We start from the raw sequence: 22,097 nt of genomic DNA on the forward strand, positions 1-22,097 counted from the left end.
CCTTGATTAATATAAATTTAATAATAACTCACAGAATTATTTATGTAACATACATTTCAAATTATTCAATATTTTTACATATTTAGAATTTAAATTCCAAAACAATACATATTTTTGAAACTTCGTTGTAGCACAAACGTATATATTGATTTACTCACTCGAAAACCGCCAGCAAGTATTAAAGTGTTTCTCCAATACCCTTTGCACTGTGCATAGCCACCACGCTAATCCACCGCATTTCAAACTAAAAAGGATGGAATTGAATATTTGATACCTGTAAATTTACAATTAATATTTATATGATTGACCGCCATCAATCGGTACTACAACACCATTGATGAAGTCTGCATGGTTTGAAAGCAAGAATGACTAAGTAGCCAACTTCTTCTGGTTTACCGAAGCGGCGCATTGGGTTTGGTTTAACAAATTCTTTCCCTACTTCTTCCCAATTTTCGCCAATGCAACAACTAGTGACACTTTATTAGTGCAGTTAAAAGTAAAAGCAGAAGGTTAGTTCAAGCCACGCAACCGCTTCACAATGTGCGGAGTGTATGTGGCAACACATGGGTGCTGGTGGGTTTTATTATTTTGGCTCGATTCCTACTTCAATGGAACGAGCCTATTTATTTTATTTAACTTTTCATGGCAGTGAAATAAGTGAAATAAGAAAAGGGAAGCTTTTGCAACAATCGCGCCTGATAGTTGTATAAAGGGTAGCGTCATATTTATATGGATTTTCAACGTTATACAATAAAAATGTTACCAAACGAGGGTTTGGAATGTTATACTTCAAACAACCGCCTAAATGGTTAATTATGGTTACTAATTATCATCTTCATATGAATATTAAGTAATATAGGAGGCAATATGTTTATTATTAGAACCGTTATTTTATGGACTGTTATATCAATTAGTATTAATGCGTATTTAATGACATTACCCATACCTATTTTCCGCAAAAGAGATTATCCACCTAAATATCTTATTCAACAAAAAAATCGAATAGATTTTCAAAAAAACTCGGAATGTGCAGCATTTTCAACAGCGTAACTATTACGTCATTTTGGTATAGAAGCTAAGGGAGAATCCCTATATACACATTTCCCATGTAAAACGAGAGCAGGGAATGTATATCCAAAGGGAATTCGTAAAATATTACAGGAAAAAGGTTTTGAAACTAATTACTATAAAGGGAATATACATACATTAAAGTACGAAGTTAGTAAAGGAACACCTGTAATTGTTTTTATTAAAGTTCAGAAGGAACGTAATAATTTGCATTTTGTCCCCGTTGTAGGCTACGACGAAGAGTATATTTATCTTTCAGAATCTTTAGGTCATCTGGTGAATTATGATGATGACAATAAAAAATATAATCGAAAAGTTCCAATTAAGGAATTTCAGAAATTGTGGAATATAAAGAGAATCCACATGCTTATTTATAGCAATACTTACATAGCTGTAGATGTCACACAGCATTAAGAACAATAACGAAGAAATTTTCAAACTCTCTATTTGGGGTCTCGTCAGAAAAATGCGGATGTACAATGTTAAAAAAAATAAAAACCACCAGTTGAACTGGTGGTTTTCTCTGCGCGTGAAACGCTGGGGTACTGGCCCACGTCTAAAGACGCTCTGAAAGGTCTGCCAACCGCACTACTTTTCCGACTACCGCTAAAGCGGTGTACTTATTTTTTTCTTCGATTTAATTCTTCCCCTGTGAATGGGTCAATGAATTCTTTCATCGTCATTTGATCCTCTAGGATATCTTCCTGCAATTGATTTTTTATATATTCCTGAATGACTTTTCGGTTTCGCCCTACTGTATCCACATAATATCCTCGACACCAAAATTTTCGGTTTCCATATTTATATTTCAAATTTGCATGTCGATCGAATATCATTAAACTGCTTTTCCCTTTGAGATACCCTACAAACGCAGATACACTAAGCTTCGGTGGAATACTCACTAACATATGTATATGATCAGGACAAGCTGTAGCTTCAATGATTTCTACGCCTTTTCTTTCACACAGTTGACGTAATATTTTACCGATGTCCGCTTTTATTTTTCCGTAGATTATTCTTCTTCTGTATTTTGGCGCAAACACAATGTGATACTTACAATTCCATGTTGTATGTGCTAAACTTTTATTATCCAATATTGGAGCTCCTTTCGTACGTAATCGGTTGACCAGACCTGATTTTATTGTACGACTGGAGTATTTTTTTTGTCCATAGCTAAAAGCTTTTTAGAACCCCCCGCATAGCAGGGGGTTTTCGTTTCCATAAGAAAAAACGAATTCCAAAATCGGAATCCGTTCTTCATAAGTTATTATACTAACTCCAACCAAGCAACTGCTTCACAATGCCATGAGTGCTGAGCGTGGACATTTAAATTAATAGATGCAGTAATTTCACCTTTTACTTTCAACGAATAAAGTATACTAATTAGTATGATATTTAATTTAAGATTTTCATATCAGCTAATATTTATCTACTAATCGTTGAGATTGTTTTTCTTCAAAATGATAACTTTACCTTATAATAGAATAGTAATTATTCGGATCAACATATATGTCAAATCCTCGATTTCCATATCATATAGCACCTGTTATATCAACATTCAATTTCAAACAACCGTCATATAATTCATCCGATTTTTCAAGGATATCAAAATAAAAAATCGCCCCCTTTTTTGTCGTAATTCCTATAATAATTATTAACATATTCATGACTATTTTTAGCCAAATTAGCATGCTTATAGTAATATAAGATTTTTTGTATAGTCTTCTACTACCTTATGAATGAGTCACAATATTCAATTACCGCCCATGCTTTTTAATGGGAAGCAGTTATATATATCCCCTTGTACCAATTGGCTCAAGCTAGATACGAGGATTTTGATTATCCCACGAATAGCCAATGAAAGTCGGGTCATATTTTTCAGTAGAAAAATAAATTGCAAAGAATAATGCATGTAGCATCTAAATTAGGTTTTAAAATATAAATCAAAATCTCACTAATGTTAATGGAAGTCTTATTTTTGTAAATCTGCTGTGACCTCCAACATAAAAGTTCAGAGGCATATAGTAAAGGTATAAACGTTGATTAATGAAATATTTTGCAAAATAAATAACAAAGCCATCAATCCGCAATTCGGGAAAGATGGCTTCGAAAATTATAGTTAATAAGAAAATAATATTAAATTACGATCTCTATATTCGTCTTAGATTTTTGCCATTGTTCCGCCATCGATTGTAAACTCAGACCCAGTACAATAACTAGAAGCATCAGATGCAAGGAATAAAACTAAGTTTGAAACTTCTTCAGGTTCTCCTGATCGTTTTAACGGAATAATTTCCTCAAAGTATTTAGTGTCTCCTTTTTCACTCATTGGTGTACGAATAACACCGGGGTGAACAGAATTTACTCGAATTCCGTACTCCGCAAATTCTAAAGCCGCTACTTTAGTCATTCCAGTTACCGCAAATTTTGAAGCAACGTATGATACACAATTTGGTAAACCTGCTAGTCCACCAAGTGATGAAATGTTAATGATTGAACCACCTTTTGTCTTTTTCATTGAAGGTAGTACACTTCTCATCCCTAAGAACATAGAGAATTGGTTAACATTTATAGTCTTTTGATAACTTTCAGTAGATAGTGTTTCAATAGCACCCGGAACGGAAATACCAGCATTATTTACTAAAATATCAATGTTACCAAAAGTAGTTTCTGTTTTACTTACTACTTCTTGCCAATCAGATTCACTTGAAACATCATGCTTAATAAACATCGCATTATCGCCAAGTTCTTTAGCTAATGTCTCTCCAGCTTCAACATTTAAATCTGTAATAACTACTTTTGCACCTTCTTCAACAAATAAACGAGCATGGGAAGCACCTTGTCCATTAGCACCACCTGTAATTATTGCAACTTTACCATTTAATTTCTCCATATTAACACTCCTTTAGATTTATATAAAATCTCGCTAATGTCGTATTAATATAATTCGACACAATTTATTACGCTGAATTTTCTGTAATGAGATTACGGAAAGCTAATGAACAATTAGTGAAACACTTTTATAGATGCCCAATAAAAAGTAACAGTAAAAAATTCTTATTACGCTGTTCGAGTATCTGTATTTTTCTTCATAAACAGACGGGTAAAAAGATTGTGTCAAAAATAATACAACTCTGATATAGCTTTATAACTAAATTTTACTATTAAAAATTGAAATCAACAATTTACAAAAAAGGTGAAATGTACACTATTAGACATTTTACTTCAAATGTCTAATTATAATGAATATTTCGCAACAAATGATGGTAAATGTTTATATAGTCAATTAGGTCGTACGAGATTTTGGTAAAAAAATAATTTAATTATAAATATATTAAGTGTAAGTACTTTAAAATTTGTGATATGTTGATTACATACATTAAATTTAATTTGAGAATTTTGATGGAAATAATTGGAGGCAGTTAATGATGTTAAAGGACAAAAGGGGAATGAGGTCTAGAGCCGCTTTTGAAGATGCTTTTTTACAATTAATTCAAAATAAGAGTTTCTCAGAAATATCCATATTAGAAATAGTAGAGAAAGCTAATTATTCAAGAGCAGCTTTTTACTCAAATTATAGTTCGAAAAATGATTTTGTTTGTTCCATCATAGAAGAAAAATTAGAAAAATTGCTGTTAGAGGTAAAAAAACCCTTTGATATTAAGCCTAATTTAGCAATAGATGAAACGAATCCTAGCACTTTAATGTGGTTAGAACATGTTTATAATCACCGTGATTTCTATAGAATTATTCTTAATGAGGAATTAAAACCTATCATACAAGATAAATTCACATCGAAATTATTAAACTTTTTTAAGGAAGATTTAATTGTAGATTATCCTTCTGAAACGAGTATAGATATTCAGGCAAATGGATATTTTTTTGCTTATGGAGCTTTCGGATTTATTTATCACTGGATAGAGAATGATTATAACTACTCCCCGAAACATATGGCAGGGGAGTTAATGAAAATAATTACTTATAAAGGACAACAAAGTAGATTGAAATAGTGAATAAGTATTACTTGGAGGATATAATCGAACATTTTACCATATAGTCCCAGGTATAGACACACTGATGCAGATACAATTATGAATATTGCATAAAAAAAGCCTTATCAATACAGTATAAAAACTGACTGATAAGGCTTTTCGATTTATTCTGCTGTATAAAGTTCGCGTTAACTAAACTAGCTCCAACCACGCCACTACTTCACAAGGAGACGCTCCCAAGATTTTGTTGCGTATCCTACATCGCTTGTTAGTAAAACAAATTGACCGTTATTTTGACTTATCGTAGCTGCTAATCCAACAGAGTGGCCTGGCGTATGCACAAATATAATAGAGCCATCACCGAATAAATCAAATGAACGCTTTTTAGGTCCAACTCCCGTTTCAATGAATTCAAAGGTTTCTAAATTTATGCCATGCCATTCTTTTTTAATATAATGATTCGGATCATCTAATGTACCATGCCATTCTTCTTTACTTACCATAATCTTTTTCGCATTTTGAACAAGCTTCAATCTAGCGAGGGAAATATAGATTACAACCAATTAACTACATAACTCTTAGAGCAATTACTTAAGACAGTTTGCTAAAATATTAACTGATGAAACATTAGCTCGATATATTAAGAAAATTATCGTACAACAGAACGACTACCTACACCTGCAAAAATTGCCAAGAAATCAAATGCTTCAAAACAATGGCACGGTTCAACGATTAAAGTGATTCTTACGAACAGACATTACACTGGAGATCTCGTGCAAGGTCGCTCTGAAATGATTTCAGTTACTTCTTCACAAAGACGGGAAATAGGTGAAGAAAATCAAATAATTATTGAAAACACTCATGAGGCAATTATTGAAAAAGAAATATTCGATAAAGTACAGGATTTGTTACGACAACGCACAAAATCAGGTACTGCTCCACAAAAAAATCTTTTTACAAACATGCTTTACTGTGAAGATTGTAAAAAAGGCATGTGGTATAAAAAGAATCAAAAGGGCTATAGATGTGGCGGTAACCTGCGACATGGTAATGTATTTTGTACTAACAAAACCATCGTTCGAGAAAAGGCATTGGAACAAATTATTATGGATGATTTAAAACCGTTGTACGAAACAGTAAAAGATGAAAAGTTTATAAGTAGTTTATTAAAAAGACTTGAAACTAAAAAACATCAAATTCAGAAAGACCTTGAACACATCCAAACTGAAATTGATGATCTAAAACAAAAAAAGTTAAAATATCTCGATTTGTTTACCGAAAATGTCATCTCCAAAGAAGAATTAGTTGAAGCACGTGAATTAACTGATCGGAAAATTAACGAACTTCAACTAAAACAGAGTCAACATGATGAACTATTGAATGAATGTGAAAATGAAAATTACGCTATTCATATTAGCGAAAAATTAAAAGACGTAATTTCTTTACAAGAACTAACTTCACAAGTCCTTCATTCATTAGTCAAAAGAATTACTTGTATTCACGACGGCACTATTCATATTCAATATGCCTTCGTGAATCCATTACAAACAGCTTAAAAGCTGATATTAAGGCAACTAGAACTAATCAGTTGCCTTCTTTTAAAATGAGTTGCGAGACACACTCTACATGCGTCGTGTGCGGGAACATATCGACCGGCTGAACTTCCTGCGTTTTATAGCCGCCATCTTCTAAAATGCGGAGGTCGCGTGCAAGAGTTGCAGGGTTGCATGATACGTACACTACACGCTTCGGTTTTTGCTCGATGATTGTATTCAGTAACGCTTCATCACAGCCTTTACGCGGTGGATCGACTACTAATACATCTGCCTCTTTACCTTCTTTGTACCAGCGGGGAATGACTTCCTCTGCCGGACCTGCTTCGAAATATGTGTTTGTAAAGCCGTTTAGTGCAGCATTGCGTTTTGCATCCTCGATTGCCTGCTCGACAATTTCAACACCCATTACATGACCAGCCTTTTGGGCCAAAAACAGTGAAATGGATCCGATACCGCAGTATGCGTCGATTACGCGTTCATTGCCTGTCAGCTGTGCATAATCGAGTGCCTGCTTATAAAGGACTTCTGTTTGAACAGGGTTGACTTGATAAAACGAGCGCGCCGAAATTTCAAAGCGAACATTGCCGATTGTATCTTCAATTGTATCCTTGCCCCAAAGCGTGAATGTATCATTGCCGAAAATTACATTTGTTTTCTCGCCATTAACATTTTGCACAATGGAGATCACATTAGGAATAAGCGCTCGAATTTTTTCGATTGCCGCGCTAGCCTGCGGGAATTTCTTAGACTTTGTTACAAGTACGACCATCACTTCGCCTGTTGCACGCCCTTTACGAACGACAACGTGACGCAGCATGCCTTGATGGGATTTTTCATCATATGGACGCACACCTAAAATCTCTAATTCACGTTTCAAGTCTGCCATGACCACATCGGCTTCCCCTGTTTGAATTAAACAGCGTTCCATATCAACGATTGAGTGTGACTTCGTTTTATAGAAGCCTGCCACCATCTGCCCCGCTTCGTTTTGCGCGAAAGGTATTTGTGATTTGTTGCGGTAATGCCAAGGCTCTTCCATTCCTTTTACCGGAAGGACAGGTGCATCGATTTTTCCAAGACGCTTCATCACATTTGCGACCATATTTTGCTTCCATTTTAATTGTCCCTCATACGAAAGATGCTGTAATTGGCATCCCCCACATTGCGAGAAATAGATACATGGCGCTTCTACACGATCAGGCGATTTTTCCAGTATATTTACTACTTTTGCAAAGCCATAATTCTTTAATGTTTTCATTACATGAATTTCGGCGGTTTCTCCAGGAAGTGCCCCTTGTATAAATAATGGATAGCTATCAATTTTTGCAACGCCATTGCCATCATGTGTTAAATCTTCTATATAAACTGTTTGACGATCATTTTTTTTAATTGGTGCAGACATGTTCATTTCTTCCTCTCATTTCAATCACTTTATTGTACCACGCCCCATATATTTTGCACTTATTATACTTTCTACCACAGCTCTGACTATTTAGAATTATTACTTTTGTTCTAGTATTCAGTATGTATTACCTATATAATTTACCTTATAGCTCTAATAATTCTATTAATTTCAAGGAGAAGAAAAAACATGTCAGTTCGCAAAAAACTTAATATAGGCTTTATTTTAATCGGGATGATTCTTCTACTTTCAATCGGATTTGCAACCGTTCAGTTTTTCCGTATTGGTGATGAAGTTTCCAAAGCAGTTGATGTACAGATGGCACAGGTTATGCGTATTAATGATATTCAGCAGCACATATTATCCCAAGGGATTTATGCACATGCCTATGTAGTAGACCCTTCTCAAAATAACTTGGATTTACTAAACAGCCATACAACAAGCCTCGTTCAATTAATTGAAGATGTGCAGGGCCAGAACATATTGGCAGAAGCAGCACCGATTATCAGCAATTTAAAAGACCAGTCCGAAATCATTGCTGAACAAATGGATAAAGTGATTTCATCGGTACAGACACGTGATATTTCAGGAGCGCTTTCAGTGGTGAATGGTGATTATACATATACGAGTAATTTCACAAGCGAGCTGGCGGAAAAAGTGGAGCAAGTCGAAAATAATGAACTTGATAAAATTGTGAAAAATACGAAAGAAATGATTTCACTTTCTACAATTTTGTCGATTATATTCATTATTATTGCGCTTATTGTTATTGCTTTCTACATGATTTACACAAAATACGGCATTACACAGCGTCTCCAGTCAATCACAAAAGATCTGGATCAAATGGCTGGCGGGAATATTAAAGTTTCGCATAAACCGGTTCACACAAAAGATGAATTCGGCAGGCTGTCGAATGCTTTCATTTCATTGCAGCATAATTTTGAGGAATTGTTAATAAGCATTCAGCAAAACGCAAATCAGCTTGGGAATTCAGCAGATGCACTTATGAAAAATAGTAAAACCATTTCATCTGAAACGGCTCATATTAATGAACTGATCGAGCATACTGCACAGACAGCCTCAACGATGACAATTGGTGCAAGCGAAAGTGCGTTTGCTGTAGATGAGACGGCACAGGGAATTAATTCGATTGCACGAGCAACACAGGACCTGCATAGTGGTGCAGTCACATTAACGCAGTTTGCTAATGATGGGGTAAAAATTATTGATGAAGCGATGCATCAAATGGAAACAGTACATGAATCGACTCAATCGATTTCCAACCTTTCCAATATCTTAATCGAACAATCGGGACAAATCAGTACAATAACGAAAGCTATTACAGATATCGCAGACCAGACTAATCTGCTTGCCTTGAATGCTGCCATTGAAGCGGCTAGAGCTGGTGAACATGGGAAAGGTTTTGCTGTTGTTGCAGATGAAGTTCGCAAACTCGCGGAGCAATCCAAAAAGTCTGCAAATGAAATTGTGCATTTAACCGAAACGATTCAGCACAATTCCCAAAATGTTGGCGAAGCGGTGGAAAACAGTCTCAAGTGTGCAACTGATGGCGTTGTTGTCATCGACCGTGCCGGTCAGTCATTCCATACGATTACCGACAATATTTACAATATAACGGAGCGTGTAGAACATATTTCTGCTACATCACAGCAAATTTCAGCAAGCTCAGAAGAAGTTGCCGCTTCAGTCATCGAAATTTCGCAAGGTACAGAAAAAACGATGATGGATGTAGAGCAAGTAGCTAATGCGACTCAACTTCAAACTGAAATTGTCGTTGAAATGGAAGAGCTATCTAAACGTTTAGCTAATCAGGCAAAACAACTTCAACAAAGCATGGATAAATTTATATTATAGAATGAATTGTTTTTAAATCACCTTCACTTTAACGGTTTTCGCTTGTTGAAGTGGGGGTTTTTTAAAAGTTTCTGGTGGGATATTAGAACAATTTTCCGTTTATTAGAAAAGAAGCTTTCTACAGGGGGTTGCTCGCTCCCCTGCCCCAAACTCTCCCTCCAAAAACAAAAAACTCACAAGGGTATTCCACTACCCTTGCAAGCTTTAGTTAAATTACTTCTTCATCCGTTTCAATTTCACGAATTTTACCGATTGGCACGAATACTTCAATATGCCGTTTTAAATTTTGGAAAACAGCTGGTGCATCGCCGCCGTATTCCCCGTCCAGGTTTAAATGAACTTCCTGATCAGATGATACAACAACACGGCTAGCTTTCCGGTAAACGACACGTTCGTCGGATAAATGCTCGCCACGTAATGCCAGTGAAGCAATTCGTATGAAATCTGCAATATTGCATTCCTTTAAGATCATAACCGTAAACAGCCCGTCATTAATCGATGCATCGGGTGCTATTTTTTCAAAGCCGCCTACTGAATTTGTTAAACCACACAAAAACATCATCGCTTTTCCATCAAACTCTTCATCATCCATTTGAATTTTCATATGTGTCGCTTTAATGGAAGGAATCATTTCAATCGCCTTCAAATAATACGCCATTTGTCCAAGTACCGTTTTCATTCTGCTCGGGACTTCGTATGTCAGCTCAGTGATTCGCCCGCCTGCAGCAATGTTAATAAAGTAGCGGTCTTCATTCAAAATGCCGACATCCACAGGTATCGTATCCCCTGCAACAATAATGTTCAGCGCTTCCTCGACATTTCGAGGAATACGAACAGCCCGTGCAAAGTCATTTGTTGTCCCCATTGGAATTAAACCAAGCTTCGGACGTTTTTCGCATTGACTAATACCTGCGACTACCTCATTTAACGTACCGTCACCGCCTACCGCAATTACGACATCAAATTCGCGTCTTACGGCTTCGATAGCAGCTTTTGTTGCATCACCTTCGCCTGTCGTTGCATGGCATGAAGTTTCGTATCCGGCTATTTCGAGTTTCTCCAATACTTCTGGAAGATGCCTCTTAAATGCTTCACGACCCGAAGTTGGGTTATATATAATTCTCGCTCTTTTCATATTGATCTCATCCTGATTAATTATATTTTTCATCCTGTCCAAAGTATACTGCTGTATGTTTTAGAAAAGCAACAATAGTATTCGGGACATTCTCTTCAATAATACGCTTAAAATAGAAAAAAGTTCCTACTATATTATATAGTAAGAACTCATAAAAGTAACAGGTTAAGTAAAATTATATCGCTGCGCTTACTTTATTTTTAAAATCTTCATATACGTAGCCCCACAGCTTTGAATCGTTTACATATTGTCCGCGCATATTTTCGTATACCGCTTTTTGTGCTTCTTCAAATGACGGATCTTCCTTATCCGGTAAAGTCGCACGTAAATCAGTTACAAGCTGCTGTAATTGCGGTGCACGTGGTCCCCATGTAGTAATTACTTCCCCGGCTTCATTTAAAACTAAATACATTGGAATAGCTCGTCCGCCATTTGTTAAATAACGGTCGATCAAATCTGTATCCGCATCACGTAATGCCGTACGAATTTCCACATCTGCCGCTTCCGCTACTTTACGGATGATTGGATTGTTAATCATCGCATCACCGCACCAGTCTTCCGTGATCGCTAAAACATGGACATTCGCATTTTTCAGCTTTTCAATAAAAGCTGCTTCTTCCGGAAGTTCAAAGCTCTCATAAATCTCAAAGCTTTGTTCTTTCAGTTGAGACATTGCGTCCATATATTCCTTCATTGATGTGCTCTCTTCAAAATATTGTTGTTCAGTTTTCATATATATACCACCTCTCATTTCTCTCTTCTATTTTGCACGTTTTAAAGAAAAAAAGAAAGTTTTATATGTCAAAATCGTTACACAATAATACAATTCTAAATTTTCAAAACAAGTTACATAAAACAGCAATTTTTATTACTTTCAAGAATATAAAAACAACTTAACATTACCTTGAAATAATATTACATTATAGTTAAATAATTAAAAATTTTCTTAATTGTTTTACTTATTAGTATCTATAAAAAATTTTTAATATAGTATATATTTCTCATAAATATTCTGATATATTAAAATAACGCATCAAAAAATTATCAGAAAATTTAATTTACATGATTTTCTAGGAGGGGTTATTTATGAAAAGCAATAAAAAGGTCGCATTGACTGCTACAGCACTTTCATTATCTGCATTACTTGCAGCTTGTGGTGGTGGAGAAGAAACAAAATCTACATCATCTGGAGATGGTGAAAAAGAATTAGATTTACTAATCACTTCGGAGCCGCCTTCATTACATCCACAATTAGCTTCAGATACAACTTCTGGTGCAATTTTAGAAAGTACATTCGAAGGTTTAACAACAATGGTTGATGGCGAGCCAGTTCTAGCTGCCGCTGAAGATTACAAAGTATCTGATGATCTTTTAACTTACACTTTCACTATACGTGACGCACAATGGTCAAATGGTGAAAAAGTAACGGCTGAAGATTTCGCTTACGCTTGGAAATGGGCATTAAACCCTGAAAATGCGTCTGAATATTCTACAATCCTTTACCCTATTAAAGGAGCAGAGGCATACAACAACGGTGAAGGTACTGCTGAAGATGTGGCAATTAACGTAATCGATGAAAAAACATTAGAAGTAACGTTAAACGCTCCCACTCCATATTTCTTGGAATTAACAGCATTCAAAACGTTCTACCCAATCCATAAAGCAACAGCTGAAGCGGATCCAAAATGGTACACAGAAGCAGATACATATGTATCGAACGGTGCATTCAACTTAACTACTTGGAACCATTCAGGCGATATCGTTCTAGAGAAAAGCGATACTTACTGGGATACAGAAAACGTAGATATCGATACAGTAAACATTGCAATGGTTGAGTCTGAAACAACTCAAATGACAATGTTTGACGCTGGGGAAATCGATTTCCTAGGAGCTCCTTACGGGACAATTTCTCTTGATGCAATCGACCGCTTAAAATCAGAAGATAAATTAAACGTTTCTGATATGTCATCAATTTACTGGTACAAGTTCAATACAGAAGATCCAGTAATGCAAAACGAAAACATTCGTAAAGCATTAGCATTGGCAATCGACCGTGAAGGCTTAATCAGTAATGTAGTAAAAGGTGAACAAGAACCTGCATTAGGTATCGTGCCAAACTCTGTAGAAGGCTTCGGCGATGATGAAGGATACTTCAAAGATGCTGATTTCGAAGAAGCGAAGAAATATTTAGAGGCTGGTCTGAAAGAATTAGGCTTAGCTAGCGCTAAAGATTTAGAAGTAAAAGTTTCATACAACACTTCTGAAGCTCACTCTGCAATCGCACAATTCATTCAACAAGGCTGGTCATCGAATTTAGGTATTACTGTTAAACTTGATAACTCTGAGTGGCAAGTATACTTAGATAAAATCGGCAATGGCGATTACCAAATTGGTCGTCTTGGTTGGGGCGCTGACTACAATGATGCGTACACATTCCTGGAAATGTATAACTCTGCTGAAAACGGCAATAACCAAACTGGTTGGTCAAACGATGAATACACTGCATTATTGAATGAGTCAATCTCTGAAACAGATCCGGCAAAACGTACGGAAAAATTAATGGCTGCTGAAGCGGTAATTATGGAAGAGATGCCAGTAGCACCTATTTACTACAACACTAACTTAAACGTTGTATCTGATGAAGTAGCCAATATGGTACCAGATGCTTTAGGTAACATTAACCTTAAATACGTTAAAGTGAAGTAATTTTAACTAGTTAGCATTTACTCCTGCGATGGTCGAAATAATTACAAAAATCATCGTAAATAGGGAGTGCCTCGAAATTATATTTCGGGCACTCCCTTTCATAGTTTTATTAAATTTTCAAAATAGTATAAAAAGGAGGTACGGACATTGCTTAACTTTATTATTAAACGATTACTCTATATCGTACTTGCAATGTACTTAATTATTACAGCGACGTTCTTCTTAATGCAGCTTGCTCCCGGTAGCCCGTTTACGAGCGAACGTGAATTGCCACCTGCTATCGAAGAACAGTTAAACGCGAAATACGGGTTGGATAATCCTTGGTATATCCAATATAAAGACTATTTAGTAGACACGATGACATTTGATTTTGGGGAGTCGATGAAATACAAAGGCCGTTCCACAAATGACATTATCGCAGAAAGCTTCCCTGTATCCCTTGCTTTAGGTCTCCAGGCGATGGTTTTAGCTATTGGGCTTGGGGTTTTACTCGGTGTTGTTTCTGCACTGTATCATAATCGCTTCGGAGATTATGCCGCGACAATTTTTGCAATTTTGGGGATTTCAGTTCCTTCATTCATTTTAGCCGGACTCTTACAGTATTACTTGGCATTTGAAGCTGGCTGGTTCCCGGTAAGTGGCTGGAAAGGATTTGCCTATACAATTTTACCTTCGCTGGCAATCGCAGTTACCCATGCCGGATTTATCGCTAAACTTACGCGTTCTAGTATGTTGGAGCAAAACAATAGTGAGTATGTAAAGCTTGCTCGTGCAAAAGGTCTAGGAAAATGGACAATCGTGTTCAAGCACTCTTTACGTAATGCATTATTGCCGGTTGTAACGTATTTAGGTCCACTATTTGCCGGTGTTATTACAGGTTCGTTCGTCATTGAACAGATTTTTGCGGTGCCAGGACTTGGCCGCCATTTCGTAACAAGTATTACAAACCGTGACTATACGGTAATTATGGGTACGACTGTGTTCTATTCATTAATTTTATTACTGGCTGTATTAATCGTAGACATTTTATACAGTGTCATCGATCCACGTATTAAATTGAAAGGAGCGAAAAAATAATGGCTCAAAACGAACAGCAAATACCAAAAGTATCAGCTGACATGTTCGATGTTGTCGGTCGTTCAGAAAATACAGATGCCCTTTCTAAAAAGCAAGTATCTTATTGGAAAGAAGTATTTTATCGCTTCTCTCATAACAAGTTAGCTGTAGTCGGGTTAATCCTTCTTATTATAATTGCAGGATTTGCAACTTTTGCGCCGATGTTCTCTTCTTATACGTATGAACAGAATGTCGGATTTTACAATACCGCTCCTTCCGCAACACATTGGTTCGGTACGGATGACCTTGCGCGTGATATTTTCGTACGTGCATGGGAAGGTGCCCGAATTTCATTATTCATCGGTATCACTGCCGCTGTAATTGATTTAATTATCGGTGTTTTATGGGGAAGTATTGCAGGTTTGGCAGGTGGTCGTGTCGATAACATTATGATGCGTATCGCAGACGTATTAACGGCAATCCCTTATTTATTAGTAGTAATTATTTTATTGGTAATTATGGAGCCTGGTTTAGTTCCTATGATTATCGCCCTTTCTATTACAGGTTGGGTAAACATGGCGCGAATTGTACGAAGTGAAGTACTGAAAATTAAAAATCAGGAGTACGTACTTGCTGCTCGTACATTAGGCGCAAATCAATGGCACATCATTAAACGTCACTTAATCCCAAATGCAATGGGTGCTATTTTAGTAACAATGACAATGACTATTCCAAGTGCAATTTTCACAGAGAGTTTCTTAAGCTACTTAGGTTTAGGGGTTCAGGCTCCTTTAGCCAGCTGGGGTACGATGGCCTCTGAAGGTTTCAAAGCACTTCAATCTGCACCATGGCGATTATTGTTCCCTGCAGCTTTAATCTCGATTACAATTTTCGCATTTAACGCAGTTGGAGACGGCTTACGTGACGCACTTGATCCGAAATTACGTAAATAAGGAGAGTGTACGCAATGAAGAAAAAAGTATTAGAAGTAAACGACTTACGTATTAATTTCAAAACGTACGCTGGTGTTGTACAAGCCGTACGCGGAGTAAGCTTTGAATTATACGAAGGCGAAACATTAGCAATCGTTGGTGAATCCGGTTCCGGAAAATCAGTAACGAGTAATGCACTAATGAAGTTAATTCCACAGCCACCTGGTATTTATGCCGGTGGTGAGATTAACTTCAATGGTCGCAATATTATCCCTTTATCGGAAAAAGAAATGATGAAAGTTCGCGGAAATGATATATCAATGATTTTCCAGGATCCAATGACTGCATTAAACCCAACAATGCGTATCGGTACGCAAATTACCGAAGTGCTTCTAAAGCATAAAAAAGTTACAAATAAGGACGAAGCAAAAAAACGTGCGGTTGAGTTACTTGATCAAGTAGGTATCCCTTTCCCTGAAAAACGTTATAAAGCTTACCCTCATGAACTATCAGGCGGGATGCGTCAACGTGTTGTTATCGCCATCGCACTAGCAGCGGATCCGAAGCTATTAATTGCCGATGAGCCAACAACAGCGCTTGATGTAACAATTCAGGCCCAAATTTTAGAGCTGATGAAAGAACTTCAAAAGAAATCAAATACATCAATTATTTTCATTACACACGATTTAGGTGTTGTAGCAAATGTTGCGGACCGAGTTGCGGTAATGTATGCCGGTCAAATCGTTGAGTACGGTACTGTGGAAGATATTTTCTACAATCCGCAGCACCCTTATACTTGGGGACTGCTTGGCTCTATGCCGGACTTAAACAACTCTACCGATGAGCTGTTAATGGCGATTCCGGGTTCACCGCCAAACTTAATCGATCCACCTAAAGGCGATGCATTTGCCCCTCGTAACGAGTTTGCAATGAAAATCGATTTCGAAATGGAACCGCCAATGTTTAAAGTATCGGATACACACTATGCAAAAACTTGGCTACTGCACCCTGATGCACCAAAAATGCCTGTTCCTGATGCGGTAGCACGCCGTATTAAAGGCTATCAACAGGAGGGCATGTAATTATGGCAAATAAAATATTAGAAGTACAAGGCTTAAAACAGTATTTTGGCACTGCTAAACAGCCGATTAAAGCGATTGATGGTATCTCCTTTGATGTGTATGAAGGCGAAACATTAGGTTTAGTCGGGGAGTCAGGCTGCGGTAAATCAACGACTGGTCGCTCGATTATCCGCCTTTACGATATTACAGAAGGTCAAATTACCTTTAAAGGCAAGAACATTTCAGAAATGAAATCTCGAAAAGAATTAATGCAATTCAACCGTGAAATGCAAATGATTTTCCAGGACCCTTATGCGAGTTTAAATCCTCGTATGACGGCCGGTGAATTAATTGCAGAAGGCTTTGACATCCATGGTCTGTATAAAAATAAAAAAGAACGCCAAGCTCGTATCGGTGAATTGCTGGAAGCAGTTGGACTGACACGTGAGCATGCTAACCGTTATGCCCACGAGTTTTCTGGTGGTCAGCGTCAACGTATCGGTATTGCCCGTGCACTTAGTCTAGATCCAAGCTTCATTATTGCAGATGAACCGATTTCCGCGCTTGATGTCTCTATCCAGGCACAGGTTGTAAACTTGCTGAAGCAGCTTCAAAAAGAACGTGGGTTAACTTATTTATTCATCGCGCATGATTTATCAATGGTAAAGTATATATCAGACCGAATCGCGGTTATGTATCGCGGAAAGATTTTAGAACTTGGAAGTGCCGATGAGATTTATAACAATCCAATCCACCCTTATACGAAGTCTCTATTATCTGCTGTTCCTCAGCCAGATCCGGCTTATGAACGCAACCGTACACGTATTCCGTACAAGCATGTTGAACATGATCCGGCAGCTAAAGTTATCGAAGCCCGCCCTGGTCATTTCGTCTTTGGCACAGATGCACAAGTAAAAGACTGGGCTAAATAATAGAACAAAACAAAAACTCCTTCACGAGGCAATGTGAAGGAGTTCTTTCTATATAAAAGGAAATTTCCAATGACTATTACTTAATAATTAAAATGCTTCTGATGTTGTTTTCGCTTGCATATGCAATGTTAAATAATCTGGTCCGCCTGCTTTAGAGTCAGTACCTGACATGTTGAAGCCGCCAAATGGTTGGTAACCAACGATTGCTCCTGTACAGCCGCGGTTGAAATAAAGGTTTCCAACATGGAACTCTTCGCGAGCATACTCTAAGTTCATACGGTCATTTGTAATAACAGCACCTGTTAAGCCGTATTCCGTGTTGTTTGCAATATCAATCGCTTCTTCAAATGAATCTGCTTTTGTAATTGCTACAACTGGACCGAATATTTCTTCTTTCATAATACGTGCTTCCGGATCAACATCGGCAAATACTGTCGGGTGTACGAAGTAACCAACAGAATCATCTGCAGTACCACCAGCAACTAAACGGCCTTCTGTTTTACCGATTTCAATATACTCACTGATTTTTTTGAATGCTGCTGAATCGATTACTGTCGCCATAAAGTTGTTATTGTCTGAAGGGTCACCGATTGTTAATGATTTCGTTAACTCTTCCACACGGTTTACAACTTGATCATATACATCTTTTACGATTACTACACGTGAACATGCTGAACACTTTTGTCCTGAGAAACCGAAAGCTGATTTTACAATGGACTGTGCAGCTAACTCTAAATCTGCATCTTTATCTACAACAATTGTATCTTTACCGCCCATTTCAGCGATAACACGTTTAATCCAAATTTGACCTGGACTTAATTTTGATGCACGTTCGTTAATACGTAAGCCGACATCACGAGAACCTGTAAAGCTGATGAAGCGTGTTTTCGGGTGGTCTACTAAGTAGTCCCCTACTTCTGCCCCACTACCAGGTACGAAGTTTACTACGCCTTTTGGTAAACCTGCTTCTTCAAGCACTTCAATAAACTTATAAGCGACAACCGGCGTTGTTGATGCTGGCTTTAATAATACTGTGTTACCAGTAACAACAGCTGCTACAGTTGTACCTGCCATAATAGCAAACGGGAAGTTCCAAGGTGAAATAACAATCCCGATCCCTAGTGGAATATAATCATAACGGTTGTATTCATTTGGACGGCTTTCTACTTTACGTCCATCTTTCATTTCCAGCATTTGACGGCCGTAATATTCTAAAAAGTCGATTGCTTCTGCAGTATCTGCATCCGCTTCATTCCATGGCTTACCTGCTTCTTTCGTTAACCATGCAGAAAACTCATGCTTGCGGCGGCGGATAATTGTCGCTGCTTTGAATAATACGTCTGCACGAATTTCTGGTTTAACTTTTTTCCATGATCTGAATGCTTTATCCGCTTCTTGCATTGCCTTTTCAGCCAAGTCTTTTGAAGCTTTTGAAACAGACCCGATCACTTCTGTTTTCTTTGCCGGGTTATATGATACAATTTTTTCTTCTGTCGTAATACGTTCGCCGCCGATAATTAGAGGATAGTCGGCACCAAGCTGTGATTCTACTTTTTTAAGCGCTTCCAAATAAGCTTGCTTGTTTTCTTCTACCGAGAAATCTGTAAATGGTTCATGTTTATAGTTAATCATTTATCATTACCTCCGATATTAAGTGCAATATTTTTTTGCATCATATTATGTTTCTTAATTTGAATTATGCAATATAATAATGCTTAAATCAATTATTTTTTCTAAATTACGCAAATTATCTCATTTTTACATTCCCATGCTAAAATAAAATGGAGGGGGTTACACCGCATGAATCAACTAGATGGCTCTAGTGTTTTTGAATTTATGATAGAAAAAATAGAAACCGGTCTTTGCGCTATTGACGAAAATGGACGAGTCATCGTTTACAACAAAAAAATGCGCGAACTTACTGGTGAATCACTTGAACAAATTACGCAGCGCTTTTTATCCCAGTCACTTGACTTTAACTTGGAGCAAAATATGCTGCAAAAAGTTTTAGCTTCGGGTCAAAGTTTCAAGCATATCAAGCAAACGTTCTGGAATGCCCGTGGTGAAGAAGTCACAATGATGAATGACTATTATCCATATACCCTTAACGACGGTACGAAAATCGCTATTCAATTTTCCCGTGATATTACACAGCAGGAGTTTTTAATGGATCGTCCTTTAAGTCGTTACGGTGCTCCATTAACTTTTGATATTATTACAGCTGTCTCAAAATCGATGAAGCAAGTAATCCAGCAAGCCAAAATTGCCGCGCTAGGTCGTATTCCGGTAATGCTTGTCGGTGAATCAGGGACAGGGAAAGATATGATTGCAGAAGGTATTCATCATGAGCTGGCAGAAAAAAATGAACGCTTTATTACACTTATTTGCCGCCGCAATGAAGAAACATTGCTCGCTCAAATTGAAAAATATATTGCCGAGGAAAAAAACTATACGTTTTTTGCGGAGCGGATTGAGTTTTTATCAGATGAAGCACAGAACCGTATCGTGGAGCTTCTGGAGAAACATTCCGAACGTAACCATGTATTTATTGCAAGTATTGGTGAAGATCCGATTGATTTAATTCAGAAAGGTCATCTTTCCAAAAATCTGTATTACTTATTTTCTAACTTAACAATTCAAGTGCCGGCATTGCGTGAGCGCCGTGAAGACATTAAGCCTTTTGTGGATGATTATTTCGCTCGCCGACGCATTGCATACGGCAGCCCGGTGAAAGGTCTGGCACCAGAGATCGAAGAAATATTTCTGAACTATGACTGGCCAGGAAATTTGAAAGAACTTGAAGTGTTACTGGATGATATTAGTGCATTACTTACAACAGAAGAATATGTGGAACTTATACATATTCCAGCATATTTCAAGTGGAAGCTCCAACAAGCCGAGCCAACTACTTCCGAGCAGCAAAAATTATTCGACTTCTCCGGACAAACATTGCAGCCTCTTGATGAATATATGCGTAAAGTTGAGGATTATTATATTTCACACGCCTTACAGCTGAATGATGGAAATATATCACAAACAGCTAAAGCACTAGGCATCCACCGTCAAGGATTGCAATATCGTTTAAAACGCAAGTAAAAATGGAAATATATTCTATTAATTACCATTTAACAGACCCACACTATATGGGTCTGTTTTTCATTTCCCAAAGTGCAATATTATTTTGCACGTTTTATAAATAATGTTTTTTAGAGCATGTAAACGTTTCAATAAAGTATTTCAGCAAAATTTTTTTGCATCAAAAACCGTTGCTGTTTCTCGCTTTTCCTTCTAGCAAACATTAATCCTCTCAAATTTTATTTCCTTTTTTGAATTTTTTGTTTTATACTCACGTCAATAACATTAAAATACTTTTTTTATCGCAGGGGGATTGATTAAAATGTCATTAAAAGATTTTTTTATCGCACTTTCAGAGAATCAAACATTAAATTCTGCAGCTCAAAAATACGGATTTAAGCTGGGTGCGCAAAGTGTCGTTGCAGGTACAAATATCGATGAAGTTATAGAAAGCATCAAGCATTTAAATGCACAAGGTATTTCTTGCACTGTCGATAATCTAGGGGAATTTGTGTTTGAAAAGTCTGCTGCGCTTGCTGCAAAAAAGCAAATTTTGGCCGTAATCGAACGCATTCACAGTGAAAATCTTGATGCACATATTTCTTTAAAACCTTCTCAGTTAGGGTTGGATATTGATTTTGAATTTAGCTATGAAAATTTAAGAGAGATCGTTGCATTGGCAAATGAATATCAGATTTTTGTTAACTTTGATATGGAAAACTATGCTCGTCTTCACCCTTCATTTGAGCTTTTGGAAAAAATCCATGCTGAATACGATAATGTTGGTACAGTAATTCAAGCATACTTTTTCGAGTCAGATGAAAATGTCGAACGTTTTAAAGATTACCGTTTACGTCTCGTAAAAGGTGCTTACAAAGAAGACGAGTCTGTCGCTTATCAAAATAAAGCCGATATTGACCGCAAGTTTATTGAGCAAATTGAATACCATTTACTACATGGCAAATTCACTTCGATTGCAACACATGACCACAATGTAATTAATCATGTAAAACAATTTGTCGAAAGGCATAATATTCCGAATGATAAATTTGAGTTCCAAATGCTTTATGGCTTCCGTAAAGAAATGCAGTTGAGTCTTGCAAAAGAAGGATACAACTTCTGTACGTATGTACCGTTTGGTAATGATTGGTATGGCTACTTTATGCGTCGTTTAGCTGAACGCCCGCAAAACCTGACTCTTGTCACAAAACAAGTATTCACAAAAAAAACAAATACAATTTTAGCTGTTGCAGCCGGTGCGTTTTTAGCTGGACGTATGTCTAAAAAGTATAGATAAGTACAGATGC

Annotated in this window: 17 protein-coding genes and 2 pseudogenes; 11 read left to right on the forward strand and 8 right to left on the reverse strand. The window is 37.1% G+C overall.

Going from position 1 to position 22,097, the window contains the following annotated elements:
* Positions 1 to 288: 288 nt before the first annotated feature.
* Positions 289 to 457, reverse strand: a pseudogene (locus AC0VXV_RS17840) (SDR family oxidoreductase); the annotation flags it as partial.
* A gap of 605 nt (positions 458 to 1,062) precedes the next feature.
* Between AC0VXV_RS17840 and AC0VXV_RS17845 the strand changes: the two are divergent.
* A pseudogene (locus AC0VXV_RS17845) lies at positions 1,063 to 1,482 on the forward strand (C39 family peptidase); the annotation flags it as partial.
* Positions 1,483 to 1,688: 206 nt separating this feature from the next.
* On the opposite strand, the gene tnpA reads toward AC0VXV_RS17845, so the two are convergent.
* Together tnpA and AC0VXV_RS17855 are read right to left on the reverse strand one after the other, a co-directional pair.
* Positions 1,689 to 2,162: an IS200/IS605 family transposase gene (tnpA, locus tag AC0VXV_RS17850; protein WP_475529517.1), complete on the reverse strand. Its 474-nt coding sequence runs from the start codon at positions 2,160 to 2,162 to the stop codon at positions 1,689 to 1,691.
* A 1,067-nt stretch (positions 2,163 to 3,229) separates the two neighbouring features.
* Positions 3,230 to 3,961, reverse strand: a complete 732-nt coding sequence (locus tag AC0VXV_RS17855; protein ID WP_475529518.1) for a glucose 1-dehydrogenase — start codon at positions 3,959 to 3,961, stop codon at positions 3,230 to 3,232.
* Between the two features lie 532 nt (positions 3,962 to 4,493).
* Between AC0VXV_RS17855 and AC0VXV_RS17860 the strand changes: the two genes are divergently transcribed.
* Complete coding sequence (locus tag AC0VXV_RS17860) at positions 4,494 to 5,078, forward strand: TetR/AcrR family transcriptional regulator (protein WP_475529519.1); 585 nt, start codon at positions 4,494 to 4,496, stop codon at positions 5,076 to 5,078.
* Between the two features lie 197 nt (positions 5,079 to 5,275).
* Here the strand turns inward: AC0VXV_RS17860 and AC0VXV_RS17865 are convergent, their stop codons facing one another.
* A complete protein-coding gene (locus tag AC0VXV_RS17865) occupies positions 5,276 to 5,623 on the reverse strand; it encodes an MBL fold metallo-hydrolase (protein WP_475529520.1) in 348 nt (115 codons plus the stop codon).
* 123 nt (positions 5,624 to 5,746) lie between these two features.
* On the opposite strand from AC0VXV_RS17865, the gene AC0VXV_RS17870 reads away from it, so the two are divergent.
* A complete protein-coding gene (locus AC0VXV_RS17870) occupies positions 5,747 to 6,616 on the forward strand; it encodes a recombinase family protein (protein ID WP_475531492.1) in 870 nt (289 codons plus the stop codon).
* Positions 6,617 to 6,644: 28 nt separating this feature from the next.
* On the opposite strand, the gene rlmD is transcribed toward AC0VXV_RS17870, so the two are convergent.
* Positions 6,645 to 8,018 (reverse strand): 23S rRNA (uracil(1939)-C(5))-methyltransferase RlmD, encoded by a 1,374-nt coding sequence (rlmD, locus tag AC0VXV_RS17875; RefSeq protein WP_475529521.1) that lies wholly within the window; start codon positions 8,016 to 8,018, stop codon positions 6,645 to 6,647.
* Between the two features lie 189 nt (positions 8,019 to 8,207).
* Here rlmD and AC0VXV_RS17880 point away from each other — a divergent pair, with 189 nt between their 5' ends.
* A complete protein-coding gene (locus AC0VXV_RS17880) occupies positions 8,208 to 9,893 on the forward strand; it encodes a methyl-accepting chemotaxis protein (protein WP_475529522.1) in 1,686 nt (561 codons plus the stop codon).
* A gap of 208 nt (positions 9,894 to 10,101) precedes the next feature.
* On the opposite strand, the gene AC0VXV_RS17885 is transcribed toward AC0VXV_RS17880, so the two are convergent.
* On the reverse strand, positions 10,102 to 11,028 hold the full coding sequence (locus tag AC0VXV_RS17885) for a diacylglycerol kinase (RefSeq protein ID WP_475529523.1): 927 nt from the start codon (positions 11,026 to 11,028) through the stop codon (positions 10,102 to 10,104).
* Between the two features lie 175 nt (positions 11,029 to 11,203).
* Positions 11,204 to 11,761: a thioredoxin family protein gene (locus AC0VXV_RS17890; RefSeq protein ID WP_475529524.1), complete on the reverse strand. Its 558-nt coding sequence runs from the start codon at positions 11,759 to 11,761 to the stop codon at positions 11,204 to 11,206.
* Between the two features lie 353 nt (positions 11,762 to 12,114).
* Here AC0VXV_RS17890 and AC0VXV_RS17895 point away from each other — a divergent pair, with 353 nt between their 5' ends.
* From AC0VXV_RS17895 to AC0VXV_RS17915, 5 genes are all read left to right on the forward strand, one after another.
* Positions 12,115 to 13,734 carry a peptide ABC transporter substrate-binding protein gene (locus AC0VXV_RS17895; protein WP_475529525.1) on the forward strand — a complete coding sequence of 540 codons (1,620 nt, stop codon included), beginning with the start codon at positions 12,115 to 12,117 and terminating at the stop codon, positions 13,732 to 13,734.
* A gap of 147 nt (positions 13,735 to 13,881) precedes the next feature.
* Positions 13,882 to 14,811: an ABC transporter permease gene (locus AC0VXV_RS17900; protein ID WP_008405519.1), complete on the forward strand. Its 930-nt coding sequence runs from the start codon at positions 13,882 to 13,884 to the stop codon at positions 14,809 to 14,811.
* Positions 14,811 to 15,743, forward strand: a complete 933-nt coding sequence (locus AC0VXV_RS17905; protein WP_475529526.1) for an ABC transporter permease — start codon at positions 14,811 to 14,813, stop codon at positions 15,741 to 15,743. Before AC0VXV_RS17900 ends, AC0VXV_RS17905 begins: the two co-directional genes overlap by 1 nt.
* A gap of 14 nt (positions 15,744 to 15,757) precedes the next feature.
* Entirely contained in the window at positions 15,758 to 16,804 is a 1,047-nt protein-coding gene (locus AC0VXV_RS17910) for an ABC transporter ATP-binding protein (RefSeq protein WP_475529527.1), read from the forward strand.
* 2 nt (positions 16,805 to 16,806) lie between these two features.
* Positions 16,807 to 17,715, forward strand: a complete 909-nt coding sequence (locus AC0VXV_RS17915) for an ABC transporter ATP-binding protein (protein ID WP_079523726.1) — start codon at positions 16,807 to 16,809, stop codon at positions 17,713 to 17,715.
* Between the two features lie 87 nt (positions 17,716 to 17,802).
* Here the strand turns inward: AC0VXV_RS17915 and pruA are convergent, their stop codons facing one another.
* Positions 17,803 to 19,347, reverse strand: coding sequence for an L-glutamate gamma-semialdehyde dehydrogenase (gene pruA, locus AC0VXV_RS17920; protein WP_475529528.1), 1,545 nt, complete (start codon positions 19,345 to 19,347; stop codon positions 17,803 to 17,805).
* A gap of 168 nt (positions 19,348 to 19,515) precedes the next feature.
* On the opposite strand from pruA, the gene AC0VXV_RS17925 reads away from it, so the two are divergent.
* Together AC0VXV_RS17925 and AC0VXV_RS17930 are read left to right on the forward strand one after the other, a co-directional pair.
* Entirely contained in the window at positions 19,516 to 20,811 is a 1,296-nt protein-coding gene (locus tag AC0VXV_RS17925) for an AAA-type ATPase lid domain-containing protein (RefSeq protein WP_475529529.1), read from the forward strand.
* Positions 20,812 to 21,112: 301 nt separating this feature from the next.
* Positions 21,113 to 22,087: a proline dehydrogenase family protein gene (locus AC0VXV_RS17930; RefSeq protein WP_475529530.1), complete on the forward strand. Its 975-nt coding sequence runs from the start codon at positions 21,113 to 21,115 to the stop codon at positions 22,085 to 22,087.
* Positions 22,088 to 22,097: the final 10 nt, after the last annotated feature.

It is taken from the genome of Solibacillus sp. iso_87, assembly GCF_056173085.1.

What these genes read in the sequence shown, in the direction of transcription:
- AC0VXV_RS17855 (WP_475529518.1), bottom strand. Translation starts at nt 3,961, where the DNA reads ATGGAGAAATTAAATGGTAAAGTTGCAATAATTACAGGTGGTGCTAAT.
- AC0VXV_RS17860 (WP_475529519.1), top strand. Translation starts at nt 4,494, where the DNA reads ATGATGTTAAAGGACAAAAGGGGAATGAGGTCTAGAGCCGCTTTTGAA.
- rlmD (WP_475529521.1), bottom strand. Translation starts at nt 8,018, where the DNA reads ATGTCTGCACCAATTAAAAAAAATGATCGTCAAACAGTTTATATAGAA.
- AC0VXV_RS17880 (WP_475529522.1), top strand. Translation starts at nt 8,208, where the DNA reads ATGTCAGTTCGCAAAAAACTTAATATAGGCTTTATTTTAATCGGGATG.
- AC0VXV_RS17885 (WP_475529523.1), bottom strand. Translation starts at nt 11,028, where the DNA reads ATGAAAAGAGCGAGAATTATATATAACCCAACTTCGGGTCGTGAAGCA.
- AC0VXV_RS17890 (WP_475529524.1), bottom strand. Translation starts at nt 11,761, where the DNA reads ATGAAAACTGAACAACAATATTTTGAAGAGAGCACATCAATGAAGGAA.
- AC0VXV_RS17895 (WP_475529525.1), top strand. Translation starts at nt 12,115, where the DNA reads ATGAAAAGCAATAAAAAGGTCGCATTGACTGCTACAGCACTTTCATTA.
- AC0VXV_RS17905 (WP_475529526.1), top strand. Translation starts at nt 14,811, where the DNA reads ATGGCTCAAAACGAACAGCAAATACCAAAAGTATCAGCTGACATGTTC.
- AC0VXV_RS17910 (WP_475529527.1), top strand. Translation starts at nt 15,758, where the DNA reads ATGAAGAAAAAAGTATTAGAAGTAAACGACTTACGTATTAATTTCAAA.
- AC0VXV_RS17915 (WP_079523726.1), top strand. Translation starts at nt 16,807, where the DNA reads ATGGCAAATAAAATATTAGAAGTACAAGGCTTAAAACAGTATTTTGGC.
- pruA (WP_475529528.1), bottom strand. Translation starts at nt 19,347, where the DNA reads ATGATTAACTATAAACATGAACCATTTACAGATTTCTCGGTAGAAGAA.
- AC0VXV_RS17925 (WP_475529529.1), top strand. Translation starts at nt 19,516, where the DNA reads ATGAATCAACTAGATGGCTCTAGTGTTTTTGAATTTATGATAGAAAAA.
- AC0VXV_RS17930 (WP_475529530.1), top strand. Translation starts at nt 21,113, where the DNA reads ATGTCATTAAAAGATTTTTTTATCGCACTTTCAGAGAATCAAACATTA.